Source organism: Patescibacteria group bacterium (genome assembly GCA_028692545.1).
Lineage (GTDB): Bacteria > Patescibacteriota > Patescibacteriia > UBA1558 > S5-K13 > STD2-204.
Map to the genome: position 1 here is coordinate 16,012 of JAQUXC010000003.1, position 17,696 is coordinate 33,707.

General features: G+C 28.8%; 19 protein-coding genes. 13 read left to right on the top strand and 6 right to left on the bottom strand.

Going from position 1 to position 17,696, the window contains the following annotated elements; translation table 11 throughout:
• Positions 1-54: 54 nt before the first annotated feature.
• From PHZ07_01740 to PHZ07_01800, 13 genes are all read left to right on the top strand, one after another.
• A complete protein-coding gene (locus PHZ07_01740) occupies positions 55-1,452 on the top strand; it encodes a glycine--tRNA ligase (GenBank protein MDD3284294.1) in 1,398 nt (465 codons plus the stop codon).
• 10 nt (positions 1,453-1,462) lie between these two features.
• A complete protein-coding gene (locus tag PHZ07_01745) occupies positions 1,463-2,803 on the top strand; it encodes a pilin (protein MDD3284295.1) in 1,341 nt (446 codons plus the stop codon).
• A gap of 29 nt (positions 2,804-2,832) precedes the next feature.
• Positions 2,833-4,074, top strand: a complete 1,242-nt coding sequence (locus PHZ07_01750; GenBank protein ID MDD3284296.1) for a pitrilysin family protein — start codon at positions 2,833-2,835, stop codon at positions 4,072-4,074.
• Positions 4,075-4,118: 44 nt separating this feature from the next.
• A complete protein-coding gene (locus tag PHZ07_01755; GenBank protein MDD3284297.1) occupies positions 4,119-5,132 on the top strand; it encodes an AI-2E family transporter in 1,014 nt (337 codons plus the stop codon).
• A gap of 2 nt (positions 5,133-5,134) precedes the next feature.
• Positions 5,135-5,809 (top strand): 16S rRNA (cytidine(1402)-2'-O)-methyltransferase, encoded by a 675-nt coding sequence (gene rsmI, locus PHZ07_01760; GenBank protein ID MDD3284298.1) that lies wholly within the window; start codon positions 5,135-5,137, stop codon positions 5,807-5,809.
• An 11-nt stretch (positions 5,810-5,820) separates the two neighbouring features.
• Positions 5,821-5,970, top strand: coding sequence for a hypothetical protein (locus tag PHZ07_01765; protein MDD3284299.1), 150 nt, complete (start codon positions 5,821-5,823; stop codon positions 5,968-5,970).
• Between the two features lie 5 nt (positions 5,971-5,975).
• Positions 5,976-7,205, top strand: coding sequence for a hypothetical protein (locus tag PHZ07_01770; GenBank protein MDD3284300.1), 1,230 nt, complete (start codon positions 5,976-5,978; stop codon positions 7,203-7,205).
• A gap of 70 nt (positions 7,206-7,275) precedes the next feature.
• Positions 7,276-8,733 (top strand): hypothetical protein, encoded by a 1,458-nt coding sequence (locus PHZ07_01775; protein ID MDD3284301.1) that lies wholly within the window; start codon positions 7,276-7,278, stop codon positions 8,731-8,733.
• 21 nt (positions 8,734-8,754) lie between these two features.
• Positions 8,755-10,230: a methionine--tRNA ligase gene (gene metG / locus PHZ07_01780; protein MDD3284302.1), complete on the top strand. Its 1,476-nt coding sequence runs from the start codon at positions 8,755-8,757 to the stop codon at positions 10,228-10,230.
• A gap of 80 nt (positions 10,231-10,310) precedes the next feature.
• Positions 10,311-11,039 carry a CvpA family protein gene (locus tag PHZ07_01785; GenBank protein MDD3284303.1) on the top strand — a complete coding sequence of 243 codons (729 nt, stop codon included), beginning with the start codon at positions 10,311-10,313 and terminating at the stop codon, positions 11,037-11,039.
• Between the two features lie 3 nt (positions 11,040-11,042).
• Entirely contained in the window at positions 11,043-11,852 is an 810-nt protein-coding gene (locus tag PHZ07_01790; GenBank protein MDD3284304.1) for a TatD family hydrolase, read from the top strand.
• 5 nt (positions 11,853-11,857) lie between these two features.
• Positions 11,858-12,319 carry a PH domain-containing protein gene (locus tag PHZ07_01795; protein MDD3284305.1) on the top strand — a complete coding sequence of 154 codons (462 nt, stop codon included), beginning with the start codon at positions 11,858-11,860 and terminating at the stop codon, positions 12,317-12,319.
• A gap of 4 nt (positions 12,320-12,323) precedes the next feature.
• Positions 12,324-13,361: a DNA recombination protein RmuC gene (locus PHZ07_01800; protein ID MDD3284306.1), complete on the top strand. Its 1,038-nt coding sequence runs from the start codon at positions 12,324-12,326 to the stop codon at positions 13,359-13,361.
• Between the two features lie 74 nt (positions 13,362-13,435).
• Here the strand turns inward: PHZ07_01800 and PHZ07_01805 are convergent, their stop codons facing one another.
• From PHZ07_01805 to atpG, 6 genes are all read right to left on the bottom strand, one after another.
• Positions 13,436-13,879 (bottom strand): hypothetical protein, encoded by a 444-nt coding sequence (locus PHZ07_01805; protein ID MDD3284307.1) that lies wholly within the window; start codon positions 13,877-13,879, stop codon positions 13,436-13,438.
• Positions 13,880-13,952: 73 nt separating this feature from the next.
• Complete coding sequence (locus tag PHZ07_01810) at positions 13,953-14,171, bottom strand: hypothetical protein (protein MDD3284308.1); 219 nt, start codon at positions 14,169-14,171, stop codon at positions 13,953-13,955.
• Between the two features lie 19 nt (positions 14,172-14,190).
• Entirely contained in the window at positions 14,191-14,691 is a 501-nt protein-coding gene (locus tag PHZ07_01815; protein ID MDD3284309.1) for a hypothetical protein, read from the bottom strand.
• 128 nt (positions 14,692-14,819) lie between these two features.
• On the bottom strand, positions 14,820-15,236 hold the full coding sequence (gene atpC, locus PHZ07_01820; protein MDD3284310.1) for an ATP synthase F1 subunit epsilon: 417 nt from the start codon (positions 15,234-15,236) through the stop codon (positions 14,820-14,822).
• A 28-nt stretch (positions 15,237-15,264) separates the two neighbouring features.
• The gene (gene atpD / locus PHZ07_01825) at positions 15,265-16,668 is read right to left on the bottom strand and encodes a F0F1 ATP synthase subunit beta (GenBank protein ID MDD3284311.1); all 1,404 of its coding nucleotides are present in this window, start codon (positions 16,666-16,668) and stop codon (positions 15,265-15,267) included.
• A 41-nt stretch (positions 16,669-16,709) separates the two neighbouring features.
• Positions 16,710-17,687 carry an ATP synthase F1 subunit gamma gene (atpG, locus tag PHZ07_01830; protein MDD3284312.1) on the bottom strand — a complete coding sequence of 326 codons (978 nt, stop codon included), beginning with the start codon at positions 17,685-17,687 and terminating at the stop codon, positions 16,710-16,712.
• Positions 17,688-17,696: the final 9 nt, after the last annotated feature.

Genomic DNA, 17,696 nt, shown 5'->3' on the forward strand with positions numbered 1-17,696 from the left:
TTTGGTATTTTTTAATGTTAATATTATCAAATAATACTTATATATAAGAAATTTATGGCAAAATCAGAAATACACGAAAAAGACATGGAAAAAATCATTTCCCTTGCAAAAAGAAGGGGTTTTGTATACCCATCATCTGAAATATATGGTGGATTTGCAGCTATTTATGATTATGGTCCATATGGAGTAGAGCTTTTGAATAATATAAAAAAATATTGGTGGAAGTGGATGGTTCAATATAGAGAAGATATAGTAGGACTTGATAGTGCAATATTTATGCATCCAAAAATTTGGGAAGCAAGTGGTCATGTATCGGGATTTTCTGATCCACTTTCTGAATGTAAAAAATGTCATCTTAGAATAAGAGTGGATACACTATTAGAGGATATTGGAATTAGTGCTGATGAAAAAATGACTGAAGATGAAATAAATAAACTTTTTGATAATAATAAAAATAAAGTAAAATGTCCAGGTTGTGGTGCTAAAGATTTTTCTGAAGCAAAAAAATTTAACCTTCTTGTAAAATCAAATCTTGGAAATTTTACGAATGATTGGGACAAAGAACCCTCTTATTTAAGAGGAGAAACATGTCAGGGAATATATGTAAACTATAAAAATGTTTTGGATTCAACTCGAGTAAAAATTCCATTTGGTATAGCACAAATCGGAAAAGCTTTTAGAAATGAAATTACTGCAAGGCAATTTATATTTAGGACAAGAGAATTTGAACAAATGGAAATGCAATATTTTACTAGTCCAGATTGTGATATGAGTGAATATGAAAAATTAAAAGAATATAGATGGAGGTTTTATATTGATATGGGATTTCAAGAGAAAAATCTTAAATGGCATAAGCATGAAAATTTGGTTTTTTATGCAAAAGAAGCATATGACATAGAATATAATTTTCCATTTGGTTTCAAGGAATTAGAAGGACTTCATGCAAGAGGAAACTATGATTTGTCTCAGCACTCCAAATTTTCCAAAAAAGATTTGTCTTATCAAGATCCAATAACAAATGAAAAATATATTCCTCACATAATAGAATCTTCAGTTGGTGTAAATAGAACATTTTTGGCAATTCTTACTGAGTTTTATGATGAAGATATTGCTGATGGAGAAACAAGATCAGTTTTGAGGTTAAAGCCAGAACTTGCTCCTGTGAAAGTAGCAATATTTCCACTTTTGAAAAACAAACCAGAACTTATAGAAAAAGCTAAAAGTATTTTTGATGAACTCAAAAAAGATTATATGTGCGAATTTGATACAAATGGAAATATAGGAAAAAGATATAGACGACAGGATGAAATAGGAACGCCATATTGCATAACAATAGATTTTGAAACAATTACAAATAATGATGTAACTATAAGAGACAGAGATACTATGGAACAGACAAGAATATCTGTTCATAAATTAAGTGATTATTTAAGGAATAAAATAAAAAATTAATATAAAAAATATGAAAAAAATATTTAAAATAAAATTTATATTGTTTATATTTTTATTGTTTTTTGTTTTTGATATAAATATATTAAATGCCCAATATGTAGATCAGCCCTGTTCAAATTTTGCTGGGGCTGAGTGTGTTTGGCAGCCAAATGTTTTTCAATATGAAATTATACAACATTCTGTATGTCCAGATACATCCCAAACATGCGTTAGAAGGCGTCCAAATTGTACAGGGGAGTGTAGACAATCTTATAATTGTCAAAACCAAATATTAGGTTTTTGTGATGGTACTATAAATACAAGTTGTTGTGGTGGTAATATGACAGCGGAACAGCAAGCTAGCGCAGAACGAATATTAGCACAACAAAGACAACCAGTTTGTCTAGAGGGTCAAATATATTTAGAAGTACCAATCCCAGGACTTGGAAAATGTGTAGACGATTTTAGCGATTATATGATAAAATTATATGATTATCTTGTGTATCTTGCAGGAGTACTTGCCGTTGTAGTAATAATGATAGGTGGGTTTCAATGGGTTTCAGCAGGAGGAAATCAAAGTAAAATAGGTGAAGCAAAAGAAAGAATAAGTGGGGCTATAATAGGACTTGTTTTAGCAATTGGATCGTATTTAATATTAGATACTATAAATCCAAATTTATTAAGCATGAGGATGCCAAGCGTTAGAAATATATCAGCAGTTCCTATTAGATTTAGTACGGAGGAACATATGAATTCAAGAGCTGCAGCAATAGCGGATAATATAACTTGTAATAGTAATATTGAATGTTCTAGATATGACAGAATTTGTGCACCAAGAAGGTCAGATAATGTTAATCAAAAAATATGTATGAATCAGAGTTATGACAATGGTCAGTGTGATGAAGATGAAGATTGTCTCCAAGGCTTAATATGTAATATGTCTAGTTATCAATGTGCTGTTCCTGATATATTAAAATGTATTGGTCAAACAGATTTAGGAGCAAGATGTTTTCAGTCATTATATCCTTTGGTATCAGGATATTGTACGAGTGGTAATAGATGTACACTTTGCAACAACTCAGGTGCGGATTGTAGTATTGGAATACTTGGTAATGTAATATCTACAGATTTGTTTGCAGACAATGATTCAATATGTATGGATCAGTATGAGGTTTGTGGACAAATAAATAGGTTAACTACTAGAGAAGAATTCCATAATTTGCCCCCCGTATATAAACAACAACCCGCAGGTAATTGTATAAAAAATTGTTCATCAGGAGTGGGTGGAGTTGTTGGAGCTGCAATGACTACTCTTATTCATGTAGGATCATATGTTCCATTAATGAATATATGTACATATAATTGTAAGTAGTTATATTTTAATTTGTCGTTCGTATTTTTATGAAGAATATTTTTTATAAAAAATTAAATGATACTCAGGCGGTCACAGTTTTGGTACTTGTAAAAACTGGGTCTAGATATGAGAATGACAAAAATAGAGGAGTAGCTCATTTTATAGAGCATCTTCTTTTTAAAGGTACAAAAAAAAGACCAAACTCTCTTAGTATTACAAAAGAACTTGATGGAATAGGTGCTGAGTACAATGCCTTTACAACAAAAGACAAAACTGGCTATTATATAAAAGCATCAAAAGAAAATTTGGAATTGGCTCTTGATATTTTGTCTGATATGTTGTTCCATTCCAAATTTGATTTAAAGGAAATAAATAGAGAAAGAGGTGTGGTTTTAGAAGAGTTCAATATGTATTTTGATAATCCTATAATGTTTTTAGATGATTTATTAGAGGCAAGTATTTTTGATAAACATAGCTTGGGAAAATTGACTCTTGGAGAAAAGGAAATAATAAAAAATATAAAAAGAGATGAGATTTTGAAATTTTACAAAAAATATTACAAACCAGAAAATATGATAATAGGAGTTGCTGGAAATTTTTCTGATGATATAGAAAAAATTGTAAAAAAATATTTTAAAATTACAAACTTTGGTACAAAAAAAACTTTTGATTTATTCAAGTCATCTCAAGAAGAATTGAGATTGTCGTGCATGAATAAGGATACAGATCAAATTCACGTAGCTATTGGATTTCTTAGTGTTTCTTGTTTTGATAAAGATTTTTATTCATTAAAATTACTTTCAATAATACTAGGAGCAAATATGAGTTCTAGATTGTTTGTTAGAATGAGAGAGCAATTGGGGCTTTGTTATTATATTCGTTCAAATAGTGATAATTATGAGGATACTGGAGCTTTTTCTATAACAGCAGGACTTGATAAAAATAAGATTGAAAGTGCGATAAGTAATATATTTTTAGAAATAGAAAAAATAAAAGCTAAAAAAGTTAGCCAAGAGGAACTTAAAAGAGCAAAGGAATTTTTGAAAGGTAAATTGGTTTTGAAAATGGAGGATAGTGAAAATGTTGTAGATTGGCATTGTGAGAGACTTTTATTTTATAACAAAGATATGAGTGTTGAGGATATGATTTCTAATTTTAATAAAATAAGCTCTGATGATATACTTAAAATAGCAAACAAAATATTTAAGAAAAGTAAAATAAATATAGCTATAATAGGATCAGAAGATATAAAACATAAAATTTCAAATATAATAAAAAAATTAAAATAATCCCGCAAAGCGGGGCAACCTAGCAGAACGGGATAAGAAAAAATATGGAAGAAGATAAAAAAATTATTGATATTTCTACGCTTACATTTGTAAAAATAATAGTAATATTGGTAGCAATAGGATTTATTTTGATAATAAAAGAAGTAATACTTTTGATATTTTTGGCCCTTATTTTGGCATCAGCTTTCAATCCACTTATATCATGGTTGCACGAGAGAAAAATTCCTAAAACACTAAGTGTATTATTAGTTTATATTACATTTTCATCTGTAATTATTGTTACAATATTACTTACAATACCTCCTGTGACAGATCAATTTGGTCAACTTATTAAATTGTTTCCAGGGTATTATCAAAAAATGTCTCAATTCTTTATAAATTATATGTCTACAGGGACTACCCCTATTAACTCTAGTTTAAGTAGTAATGTAGGAAATAGTATAGGTGGAATTGTTGGTTCTATATTTTCGACAACATTCCAAATTTTTGGTGGTATATTTGCTTTTATTACTGTACTTATTATGTCTTTTTATTTTGCTATAGAAGAAAATGCTATAAAGAAGTTTGTAAATAGTATAATTCCAAGCAAACATCAACCATATGTGGTAAATTTATTTTCCAAGATACAAGAAAAGTTGGGTCAATGGTTTAGAGGACAAATAATATTATCTCTTATAATATTTGTAATTACTTTTATTGGATTGATGCTTTTAGGAGTAAGATATTATTTGATTTTGGCAATTTTGGCTGGAGTTTTTGAAATAATTCCTTATTTTGGTCCATGGATATCTGGTGGTGTAGCTGTATTTCTTGCATTTACACAAGATCCTATGAAAGCCCTTTTTGTAGCAATTTTATATTTAGTAATTCAACAATTGGAAAATAGTATAATAGTTCCAAAGGTAATGGGAAAATCAATAGGGCTAAATCCACTTGTAGTTATAATAGCAATACTTGTTGGTTTCAAGTTGGCAGGAGTAGTTGGTGGTTTGATTGCAGTTCCTATTGCTGCAGCTATCTCTGTTTTTGTGACAGATTTTTTAGATAAAAGAGCATAATTATGAAATTTTATATTGTAGCAACTCCAATTGGAAATTTATCTGACATGACCTTTCGTGCTATTCTAATACTAAAATTAGTTGATATTATATATTGTGAAGATACAAGAGTTACAAAAAAATTATTAGATAATTATAATATCAAAACTCCTATTAATTCTTATCATAAACATTCTGGAGACTTCAAGGTAAATAAAATAATTGAATTGTTAAAGCAAGATAAAAACATTGCTTATGTAAGTGATGCTGGAACTCCAGGAATAAGTGATCCAGTTTCAATGTTGGTAGAGGAAATTGTAAATAATTTTTCTGATAATATAATAGAGTCAATTCCAGGAGCATCGTCTCTTATCACAGCACTTTCTTTGTCTGGATTTAATTGTGATAATTTTGTCTTTTTTGGTTTTATTCCACACAAAAAAGGCAAAGAAACAATGTTGAAAGAAATTATAGATAACAAAAGAACAAGTGTATTTTTTGAGTCTACTCATAGGATTATAAAAACACTTGAAAGATTAAAGTTATTAGGTATTGAAATGAATAGAAAAATAGTATTAGCTCGTGAACTTACAAAAAAATTTGAGACCGTTTACAGGGGAAATATTGAAAAAATATTAAATGATTTAAAAAGTGGGGTAAGTAAGGGAGAGTTTGTGGTAATAATTGATAAAAAATAATTTTTATAATAATGAGAAAAGATTCAAAACAACAAATAAAAAATATTTTTAAAGATTTCAATGTGAGAGTTTTGAATGTACAAAAACATCTTTTGGATATCAAAAAAAATATAGAAAAAAGAGAATATAAAGAAAAGTTAAAGAAGATAAAGAGTCAATAAAATTTATGACAAAAGAACAAGTATTACAGTATGATCAAAATAATTCAAATTTTGGTGAGTTAGACTCAGAAATAATTCCAACATCAGAGTCAGAAATGGAATATGAAAAAGAAGTGGAACAATTAATAAATTCAGAGATTCAAGATTCTGGAGAGTTGGCACGAGAAGCAGTTGTTATGGCAGATGAAATTATAAATAATAAATTTTCTACAGAAGAAGAAATAGAAATAGCACAACAATCTAAGAATAAAATAGTGTCTCTCGGGTTCTATTTAAAGAATGGGCTGAATAATTTAATTCGTTTGGGTATAATTGGTGGGGCATTATTTATGGGTCCTATGAGTGCATCAGGTAAATTAGATGATGAGAATTCAATGCCAAAAAATGCTCCACTTAAAGAGCATATATGTATTAGTGGTCCTAATAGTGATGTAAACCCAAATTATCAGGAAGAAAAGTTCTATTTAAATATTTCTGCACCCGCATGTTGGGATGAGACAAAATTAAAAAAAATACGTAGTCTTGGGGACGAGCAAAGGAATAAGTTATTGGAAATAATTTCCAAGGAAGAATATTTTAATAAATTAATTAAGGAGTATGGCTCTGTAGAGGAAGCTAAAAAAGAACTTAATTACAGAAAGTATCTTGTAAATAACTCAGATTTTACGTTGAAAGAATTTATAGTAACTCCAGACCTTACTAATGTTAATGGTGTTTTTATAAGGAATTTAGAGAAGAAATGTTTTGGTATATATATAGCCGATGATAAAGCTGTTCCAGAAGAGTATGTCCATTTATTTTCCGGTGGTAGGATTCCAAAAAATACAGAATCTATTTTACAAAAATCTTTTTTTTATAATAATGATTTAGATTCTAAATATTCAAAGAATTTTAGTTTAAAAAATTTAAAAGAATATTTTGGAAATACTAATGAAAGATATGCCAAGTTGCATGTTTTGAAATTAAGACTAGAAGAGTCGGGAATAAAAAAATATGAAGAAACTTTCACAAAAGAACACTATGATAAATTAGTTGAATTAGTTAAAAATTTTAATAAAGGTGAGCAAGTTCAATTAGATATTGATTCTATTATTGTATTAGAAACAACAAAAGGGTTTGGTTCTGATGAAGGATTTAAATGGTTAAAGATCATATTTGATGAAATTGCTATGAATGGTTCAGATATTAATAATGACTCAACAAATGAATCTCAAATTAACAAGAATATTACATAAAATATTGAAATTTAAAATATTATGAATAAAAAACAAGATAATAATATCGAAATAAAAAATATATATAAGCATGAAAGAGTCCTTATTTAAAAATGAAACATTCTCTGAATATAAAAAAGAAAAGTCAGAACAAGACACTATTTCTGAATTAATGAATTCAGAAATAGAAGATTCTATAGAAACTGCAAAAATAACAATTGATATTGCAAGAAGTATTGCGAGTGATGAGTATGCTACAGAACAAGAAAAAGAAAAAACGTCTAGATTATTGTCAAAGATTGTTTCAATTGGTTTTCTTTTAAAATCTAAATTAGATAATTTAATACGAATGGGACTGATAAGTGGAACACTACTTATGAATCCAATAATGCTTTTAGCAAAAAATGCAGATTCAAGTGATGCTCAACTAGATAAGGTTCAGGATACGGAATTAACTATAGGAAATTATATATTAGATCCTAACAAGTGTTTTAGTGATAAAGATAGAATACTTTTTGAAAATAATGATGTCAAGACAGCTGTTTCTATGAGAAATGCAAGAATATTGGAAGAGTGTTTGTATTTTATAAATAGTCAGTTAATGTATCTTACTAAATATGATGATGATCCAAATATGATTAAGGATAGAAGTGATGAAATGACTAGTTTTATAAGTGATCTTAGAAATGCAAGTCAAGTGATTCTAGGTAGCGAGATGAATAATAATATATTGGATTTTTCGAATATTCCAAAAATTAAAGAAGTATTGATAGCTATTGGTCTTGAAGAAGACGCTGCGAATCTTATCACAGAAGAACAAATTTCAGAGTTAAATCTAGGTGAATTTTATAAGGATAATGATGTAGAAAAGAAAAAATTAATAGATAATATAAATAGTTCTGTATATTTTGAAAGATTAAAAAAAGAAGGTTATACAGAGAGGAATGTCTTAAAGGAAAAACAAAAAAGACTTAATAATACAGTGATTGGTGATTATGATATAAAGATTTATGTAGATGATAGATGGGTTGGTGAATTTAAAAGGACTTTTTTTGATGATGAATTTGCTATATTTCTAAAGCCTGGGGTAAAATATAATTATATCCACGAAGGTGCACATCAATCAACTGTTTCAGGAATTTCAAAGAAAGTAAAAGATATATTTAAAGAATGCTTTTATTTTAATCCAAAGTTTTTTCCAAAAAGCGTTGAAGAGTTTGGAGAAAAAGTTGTAAAAGAATATGCTTGTATGCCTGAGGAAATGTATGCAAGAAAAAAAGTGCTTGATATTGAAATGGAAGATTTAGATATAAAAAAATATGATGAAGAATTTATAGAAAAACATTATAATAAATTATTAAAATATTATAAAGAAGGTAAATTATCAAAAGATGCGGAACAATTTCTTAAGATAATAAAGGGTGTTATAGATGGTTCGGAAGAAGGATTTAAATGGTTGAAAATAATATTTGATGAGATTGCAATGAATGATTTAGATATTAATAATGACTCAACAAATGAATCTCAAATTAACAAGAATATTACATAAAATATTGAAATTTAAAATATTATGAATAAAAAACAAGAAAAAATCTATATAACAACTCCAATATATTATGTGAATGATCTTCCGCATATTGGTCATGCTTATACAACAATTGTTGCAGATGTTTTGGCGCGATATTATAGAGACAAAATAGGAAATGACAATGTATATTTTCTTACGGGTACTGATGAGCATGGCGCAAAAATTGCTGAAGCCTCAAAAGAAAAAAATATTAGTCCACAAGAGTTTACTGATATGATAAGTCAGGAATTTGTAAATGCTTGGAAAAATTTGGATATTTCAAATAATGATTTTATTAGAACTACATCGAATAAACACAAGGAAACGGTTGTAAAAATTTTAGAAAAATTAAAAATAGCAAAAACACCACTTGGTAATGATGTTTTGTATGAATCTGATTATGAGGGATTGTATTGTGTTGGTTGTGAAAAATTTTTAAATTCTAGTGATTTGGTAGATGGTGCATGTCCATATCACAAAAATCCACCACAATTACTCAAAGAAAAAAATTGGTTTTTTAGATTGTCGGATTTTTTGCCTATTATAAAAGAAAAAATAGAGAGTGATGAACTTGAAATTTATCCAAAAACAAGAAAAAACGAAGTTTTGGGGCTCATTGATAAACAAGATTTACCAGATTTTTCTATTTCAAGATCTAAAAAATCTGTACCTTGGGGAATTGATTTGCCATGGGATGAAGATCAAAAATGTTATGTTTGGGTGGATGCACTTTCAAATTATATTACAGCGCTTGGTTATCCTGATGAAGAAAATTTTAAAAAGTTTTGGCCTGCAGATATTCAGCTTATGGCTCTTGATATTTTGAAATTTCATGCAATTTTTTGGCCAGCAATACTTTTGGCACTCGATTTACCACTTCCAAAAAAATTAGCAATTCATGGATTTTTTACTATAAACGGACAAAAAATGTCTAAGTCACTTGGTAATGTAATAAATCCAAATGAACTAGTAGAAAAATATGGAGCAGACGCTACAAAATATTTAATTTTGTCTCAGTTTGGATTTGGATCAGAATCAGATATAAATGTCTCTGAGTTTCCTGCAAAATATAATGCTGACTTAGTAAATGGACTTGGAAATTTGGTAAATAGAACTACAAAAATGATAGAGGGTTATTTGGATGGTAAAATTGATATAGAATTTAAAAAAGAAAGTATAGTAGAAAATGTGGGAGAACAGATAGAAAAGTTAAATTTCAGAGATGCTTTATTAAAAATTTGGCAGGTTATTCAAAAAGTTAATGGACTTATAGATATTAAAAAGCCATGGGAATTGTTTAAACAAGAAGAAAAACAAGAAGAATTAAAAATTGAATTACAAGCAATTGTTATTAGTTTGTATAATGTTGCAGTTTCTTTGAAACCATTCATGCCGCAAAAATCTGAAGAAATTATAAAAATATTAACGGCCCAAAAAATTGTAAAACCAGAAATTCCAATTTTTCCAAGAATGAATTAATAAACAAGTTATAAAGTACCAAGTGAAAAGTTAAAAAAATTTTTATAACTTAGTACTTTTTGACTTTAAACTTAAAATATATGAATTATTTAGATATCATATTTATAGCCATAGCACTATGTTTTGTATTTAGTGGTTATAGAAAAGGACTTGTAAAATCTGTTGGTGGAATTTTGGGACTTTTTGTTGGAGCTTATTTTGCAGGGCTTTTTTATCCAACGGTTTCATCTTTTATTCAAGGAGTAGCTAGTTTCCTAAGCCAATTTGAATCTGACATTATAAGCTTTTTATTAGTATTTATAATTACAAATAGACTTTTTGCGCTTGTTGTTGTTATAGTTGATAAAATAGTCAATATTCCTATAATAAGCTTTATAAATAGAGTTTTTGGGGCTATTTTCGGATTGTTTGGATCAGTTATATTGGTAGCTCTTGTTACCATGGTTTTGGCAAATATTGGAAGTAGTTTGGGAGACAAAAATCCAGTACTAAATTCAAAATTAATTCCCCATATAGATTATGCAATAAAAGTAGTACAACCATTTTTACCAAGTAATTTTGAAAGTGTAAAAGATATTGTATCCAACAATGCGAATAATTTGAGAAATATGGTAGATGAAAAACCAAATGTAAATGTTGATGATATGACTCTTGATGAACTCATTGATTATTTAAATTCTGATAACAAAGTTCCTCAGAGTGTAATAGAAAAAATAAAAGAAAATGAATTCAAAAATCAAAAAAATATAACAGCTGAGATGATAAAAGAAAAGTTTAATGAATATCTAAATAATGTAAAAGAGGAATAAATTATGCTTATAGATACACATGCACATTTAAATTTTGAAGCATACAACAAGGACAGAGAAGATGTTATAAAAAGATGTTTGGATTATTCCATGGCTGTTATAAATGTAGGAGCTCAATTTGAAACTTCCAAAAAAGCAGTTGAAATTTCTAAATATGATAACTTTTATAATACTATAGGACTTCACCCTATTCATGTTTTTGATGAAAAATTTGACATAAAAGTTTATCAAAAACTTATCACAAATAGAACTGTTGGAATAGGGGAGACAGGTTTTGATTATTTTCATTCTGATTCAAGTGGAGAAAATAATATTCCCGTAACACAAAAAATAATTGATAAACAAAGAGAGGTTTTTATAAAACATATACAACTTGCGAAAGAAAATGATTTACCGCTTATCTGTCATGGTAGAAATTCAAAAAATGATTTCAAGCTTCAAACTGTATATTTTGATATTTTAAAAACACTTGAAAATCAAAATTATACAAGAGGAGTTGTTCATTGTTTTGGAGGATCGCTAACTGAAGCTCTTAGTATTGTTGATAGTGGAATGTATATTGGTTTTACAGGTATTATTACTTTTCCAAATGCTGATAAATTAAGAGTTATTGCAAAAGAAATTCCACTTGATAAAATACTTATTGAGACAGATTCTCCATATTTAGCTCCTCAAAAATACAGAGGAGAAAGAAATGAGCCAATTTATGTAGAAGAAGTAGCTAGTGTAATATCTGATTTAAAGGGTGTAAGTATGGAAGATGTAATAGAAAGTACATGGCAGAATGCTAAAATATTATTTAATTTAAAATAAATTTTATGTTTTATAAAAATATAATAAAAGACATGTTGTCAGTAGATGAAAGAAAGGAGCATGAATTTTCAATAGGAATTGGTTATATAAAATTTGGTTTTATTATTTTTAATACAATTTCAGTAATTTTAATTTTTTTAAATTATAAGTTATCTATTTTGAGTTTTGCTTTTACAATATTTTATTTTTTGTTTTATTTGAAAATATCTAATATTTACGTTTTTACAAATAAAAGAATTTTAATACATAAAGGTTGGCTTTCTACAAATATGATAAGTGTTGAATATGATAAGATAACAGATGTAAGAGTTCAGGAGAATTTTATTTATAAAATTTTGACAAAAACTGGTAATCTTTTAATAAATACAGCTAGTACATCAGATACTGAAATAATTTTGTTGCATGTTGAAAATCCTTATAATTTAAAGAAAATTTTAGATAGCTTAATCCATAATAAAAAACAATAAAAATATGTTTATAAATTATTTAATTTTAATATTACTTATTATTCTTATAGTAATGATTTATATATTACTAAAAGACAAAGATGAAAAAAAAGATGATCAATCTTTTTTAATGCTTCAAAATCAATTAAGTGAAATGAACAAAACTCTTGATATAAAGCTCAATGACTCAAATCAGATGGTGCATTCAAAAATGACAGAAAGCTTGAATATTGTAAAAAATGTAACAGAAAGTCTCACAAAACTTGATGAGACAAATAAACAAGTAATGGGATTTGCACAGCAACTTCAGTCACTTGAAAATATTTTGAAAAATCCAAAACAGCGTGGAATTCTCGGTGAGTATTATTTAGAGACAGTACTTAAAAATGTACTTCCTCCAAATAGTTTTCAAATGCAATATAAATTTAATAATGGTGATATAGTAGATGCTGTCGTATTTTCAAAAGAAGGAATTATTCCAATTGATTCAAAATTTTCACTAGAAAATTATAATAAAATATTAGATGCTAGAGAAGATGGGGAAAAAGAAAATTTGGAAAAACAATTCAAACAAGACTTGAAAAATAGAATTGATGAAACAAGTAAATATATTAGACCAAAAGAAAAAACAATGGAGTTTGCTTTTATGTTTATTCCATCTGAAGCAATTTATTATGACTTACTTGTAAATAAAGTTGGTGCTGTGAAGGTAAATACAAGAGATTTGATTGAGTATGCATTTAGAGAAAGAAAAGTAATAATTGTATCGCCTACTACATTTTTGGCATATTTACAAACTGTAATGCAAGGACTTCGTGCCTTGAAAATAGAGGATTCAATAAAAGATATTTTAAAACATGTTTCAAACCTTCAAAATCATATAATAAGTTATGAGGAATATCTCAAAAAATTAGGAAATAATCTTGGTACAACAGTAAATATGTATAATAGTGCTTATAAAGAATTTGCAAAAATAGATAAAGATGTTATAAAAATCACAGGCAAGGATACAAAAATAGAACCAGAACTTATTGATAAACCAAAGGCAATTGATGAAATTTAAGTTTTAGAATATATAAATATTTTAATAAAATAGGAAGCCGGATCATATGATCCGGCTTTTTGGTTTTAAATAGATTAATATTGCCTGCCTGATTTTAGGCATAGTTCACATGGTACCGCATCACCAGCGACCATTGCTGTTCCTGTATTGTTACACACAGGACACATTTCTCCGTCTTTGAGTAATTCGTAATCATCGAAGAAATTATCATTGTCGTTTGATTCAAACTCTTCTTTGACTTCCGCTTTGTTTGACTCATGGAATAGCACTCGGAGCTCTTCTTCTGTGTATCCTTTTGGCAGGGCCATTGGTTCTCCGAATAAAACGAAGAAGTACTCTGTGATTTTTCCGTTTTCCTCAGTATCATATACAGCATTATGTTCATATGCTGCATTAATGATATCACATGTAGTCATCTCGCAGCTGTGGTTTACTACGAGGTAGTTTTTTACCATACCAACAAGATTGGCATGGCATGGAAAACGATCTGATGAGATAACAATTGGGCATTCACACATAAGATCCTCCTTCGTGTGATTAAGATTTTGTCGGAAATTAGGATAAGCTTTGGAGTTTTTTTAGATAAAAAATCTAAAGTTCACTGTTCCATTTACTTGTTAAACTTTTTTCTGTATGAAGACTGGGATTGTTATCGTCATCCCCAAAAGCGACGAGAACTTTGCCATCTTGATTTATAGCGTTATTTTTTTCACCAAAGTTTATAATTTCTGTTGCAGAAATATCACCGTTTTCAAGAATAACATAGTTTTTAGGTTTTCCACTTGGGTATGGATTTGGTTTTGTTTTCATAAGATCCTCCTTTGTGTGATTAAGATTTTGCTGGAAATGTTCCTAATAAAATACATGATGTACATACATCTCCGTTTGGAAGATATCCGATATTGAAACATATTGGGCAGATCTTAATACCTTCTTCAGAAAGGCGATTTGTTTCAGGGCATCCATTCGGACATGGTTTTGAAGTAGTAGCATAGCGCCCTTTTAATAACTCTGTTCCAGTTCCGTTGCATAAATTACATATCCCCCCTATCTGTTTAAATGGTTTTGACTCTCGTTTTTTGTCTCTTGAAGTATCCATGAAAGCTAAATCAAAAACAAATATTATGGACATGTTGTTGAAATTAGGATTTTTGCGAGAATCGACCTTTGCTATTTCGAATTTTTTTCCAGGAAATTGTAATAATTCTAATTTTTGACCAGCAACTTTAGGAGAAAATGATCCTTCGATTTCAATAGGTTTTCCCTCGTGATTTTGCGGAGAAAAATCCTGATTATTAATAATCATTTGTACAACTAACCATTTACTCATTTCTACCTCCAGTAGATTATATAGTATTTGCTTGTATATTAGTGATAATTTTTGATATTGTCAATTCTATTTTTTAAAACAAAAAACCTTAGGTGATCTAAGGTTTTTTATGTAATATATTTTATATATTATTTTTTGATATCACGCCATCTGTTTGCAGCTTTTACTCTGGCGAGTTCTTTTTCTATATAAGCTTGAACCCCAGCAAAGTCTACATCATCTTTGTTTTCGATTTCTTTTTTGACTTCTTCAGCTCTTTTTTTGGCACGTTCAATATCTATTTCTTTTGCTAGTTCTGCTGTATCAGCGAGCATTATTACTTTATCTCTTTGTACTTCTATAAAACCACTTGAAACCGCAAATACCTCTATTTCTCCATTTTCTTTTTTTATCTCAGCAACTCCAGGAACAAGTATTCCAACAAGTGGTATATGACGAGGCAAGATTGTAATAATGCCTTTTTTTGTAGGTACTGTAATACTCTTTATTGTTTCTTTCAAAACAACTCTTTCTGGAGTAACTATTTCAAATTTTATTAAACTCATATTTTTTTGTCCCGCTTTGCGGGGTTATTTAAGAAACTTTGTTCTTTTTTGCTGATTCTATAACTTGTTCAATATCACCCCTCATATAAAATTCACTTTCATTTATGTCATCATATTTACCATCAAGTATTTCTCTGAATCCTTTTATTGTATCAGATAATTTTACATATTGACCAGTGTGTCCAGTAAATGCCTCAGCTGTAAAAAATGGTTGTGAAAGGAATTTTTGTACTTTTCTTGCACGAAGTACTGTAAGCTTGTCTTCATCTGATAATTCATCCATACCCAAAATTGCAATAATATCTTGCAAGTCTTTGTATCTTTGTAAAACTTTTTGTACACCACGAGCTACATCATAATGTTCTTGTCCAATAATTTGAGGATCAAGTATGATAGAGGATGAGTCAAGTGGATCTACAGCAGGATAAATAGCAAGTTCTGATAAACTACGTGACAATACTACAGTTGAATCCAAATGAGAAAATGTAGTAGCAGGAGCAGGATCTGTAAGATCGTCAGCTGGAACATAAACAGCCTGAATTGAAGTGATAGAACCTTTGTTTGTGGATGTAATACGTTCTTGTAATTCTCCCATTTCTGTAGCAAGTGTTGGTTGATATCCTACAGCACTAGGCATACGACCAAGCAATGTAGATACTTCTGACCCAGCTTGTGTAAAACGGAAAATATTATCTATAAAAAGAAGTACATCTTGATTCTTTTCATCTCTAAAATATTCAGCAATAGATAGTCCTGTTAGAGCTACTCTTGCACGAGCTCCTGGTGGTTCATTCATTTGTCCAAATACCATAGCTACTTTGTCTATAACACCACTATCTTTCATTTCATGATATAAATCATTTCCTTCACGGCTTCTTTCTCCAACACCAGCAAAAACAGAGTATCCGCCATGTTGTGATGCTATATTATGGATAAGCTCCATAATAACAACTGTTTTTCCAACACCAGCACCACCAAACATTCCTACTTTTCCACCTCTTACAATAGGACAAATTAGATCAATTACTTTTATTCCAGTTTCAAGAATTTCAGCTTTTGTAGATTGTTCTACAAACTCAGGAGCATGTCTATGAATAGGATATTTTTTTGTTGTTTTTGGATATGGTTTGCCATCGATAACTTCTCCAGTAACGTTAAACATTCTCCCTAAAGTTTCTTCACCAACAGGAGTTGAAATTGGCAATTCTGTGTTTATAACTTTATCACCACGTTTAAGTCCATCAGTTGAGGTCATAGCAATAGTTCTTACAATTCCAGATCCAATGTGCTGTTGAACTTCTAATACTATTTTTTTGCCATCTTTTTCTATTTCTAAAGCAGTATAAATATCTGGAGCATCACCATCAAACTGTACATCTATAACAGCTCCTATAATTTGTTTTATTATTCCATTTTTATTGTCTGTTGTCATATAAATTTAAATTATTATTATTTAAAATATTTTGATATTAATTATTTCAAAGCATTTGCTCCAGCACTTATTTCTGCAATTTCAGAAGTAATACTAGCTTGTCTTGCTTTGTTGTAAAACAATGTTAATTCATTTATCAAATCATTTGCAGCAGTTGTTGCATTGTGCATTGCACTCATTCTAGCGCTATGTTCAGATGCGTTTGATTCAAGTAGTGCCTGATATAATTGTATTTCTATAAGTCTTGGCAACATTTCATTTAGAACTTCTTCTTCGTTTGGTTCAAAAACATAGTCAAATCTCGTATTTTTTAGAAGTTGATCTTGTGATTTTACTTCTAAATATTTATCTTCTTTTTCTTTTATAAAATCTTTGTTTGTTTTTAATCTTGTGTCATCTCCTACAATTCCCAAATACCCATCCTGTGTATGTATATCAATAGGTATTATTTGTTTGACTCTTGGTAATTGTGTTACTGCATTTATAAAATCAGTATATGCTACAAATATTTTATCATATTTTTGATTTTTGAAATCATCTATTATCATTTTTGCGATAGATCTTACTTCTGATATTTGTGATGAGGCATCTTGTTTTTCAAATTCGGCTGTTATTTCATATCCTAATTTGTAAACTCTAGAACCTTTTTTCCCAAGTAATATAAAGTCTACGTTTTCTGATTTTAATTCATCATAACTTTTTATTGTTTCAATTGCTTTTTTTATTATATTTGTATTCAAACTTCCACATAAACCTCTATTTGCTGTTATAAGTACTATACAAATTTTTTCTGTCTTGTTTGTATTCGTAAGAAGTGGATGTTTTATATAGTCATTATTTTTTGATCCTGCAATATTCAAAACTGTAAGCCAACTTATATTAGCATATGTTCTTGTCTTAAGAACTGCTTCAGTACATTTACGCATTTTACTAGCAGCCACCATTTCCATAGCTTTGGTAATTTTGCCAGTATTTTTTACTGATTTAATTCTGCTTTTTATTTCTTTTGTCTTTGCCATATATTTAGC

Coding starts and splice junctions, on each gene's coding strand:
- PHZ07_01740 (MDD3284294.1), top strand. CDS start 55: ATGGCAAAATCAGAAATACACGAAAAAGACATGGAAAAAATCATTTCC.
- PHZ07_01745 (MDD3284295.1), top strand. CDS start 1,463: ATGAAAAAAATATTTAAAATAAAATTTATATTGTTTATATTTTTATTG.
- PHZ07_01750 (MDD3284296.1), top strand. CDS start 2,833: ATGAAGAATATTTTTTATAAAAAATTAAATGATACTCAGGCGGTCACA.
- PHZ07_01755 (MDD3284297.1), top strand. CDS start 4,119: ATGGAAGAAGATAAAAAAATTATTGATATTTCTACGCTTACATTTGTA.
- rsmI (MDD3284298.1), top strand. CDS start 5,135: ATGAAATTTTATATTGTAGCAACTCCAATTGGAAATTTATCTGACATG.
- PHZ07_01765 (MDD3284299.1), top strand. CDS start 5,821: ATGAGAAAAGATTCAAAACAACAAATAAAAAATATTTTTAAAGATTTC.
- PHZ07_01770 (MDD3284300.1), top strand. CDS start 5,976: ATGACAAAAGAACAAGTATTACAGTATGATCAAAATAATTCAAATTTT.
- PHZ07_01775 (MDD3284301.1), top strand. CDS start 7,276: ATGAAAGAGTCCTTATTTAAAAATGAAACATTCTCTGAATATAAAAAA.
- metG (MDD3284302.1), top strand. CDS start 8,755: ATGAATAAAAAACAAGAAAAAATCTATATAACAACTCCAATATATTAT.
- PHZ07_01785 (MDD3284303.1), top strand. CDS start 10,311: ATGAATTATTTAGATATCATATTTATAGCCATAGCACTATGTTTTGTA.
- PHZ07_01790 (MDD3284304.1), top strand. CDS start 11,043: ATGCTTATAGATACACATGCACATTTAAATTTTGAAGCATACAACAAG.
- PHZ07_01795 (MDD3284305.1), top strand. CDS start 11,858: ATGTTTTATAAAAATATAATAAAAGACATGTTGTCAGTAGATGAAAGA.
- PHZ07_01800 (MDD3284306.1), top strand. CDS start 12,324: ATGTTTATAAATTATTTAATTTTAATATTACTTATTATTCTTATAGTA.
- PHZ07_01805 (MDD3284307.1), bottom strand. CDS start 13,879: ATGTGTGAATGCCCAATTGTTATCTCATCAGATCGTTTTCCATGCCAT.
- PHZ07_01810 (MDD3284308.1), bottom strand. CDS start 14,171: ATGAAAACAAAACCAAATCCATACCCAAGTGGAAAACCTAAAAACTAT.
- PHZ07_01815 (MDD3284309.1), bottom strand. CDS start 14,691: ATGAGTAAATGGTTAGTTGTACAAATGATTATTAATAATCAGGATTTT.
- atpC (MDD3284310.1), bottom strand. CDS start 15,236: ATGAGTTTAATAAAATTTGAAATAGTTACTCCAGAAAGAGTTGTTTTG.
- atpD (MDD3284311.1), bottom strand. CDS start 16,668: ATGACAACAGACAATAAAAATGGAATAATAAAACAAATTATAGGAGCT.
- atpG (MDD3284312.1), bottom strand. CDS start 17,687: ATGGCAAAGACAAAAGAAATAAAAAGCAGAATTAAATCAGTAAAAAAT.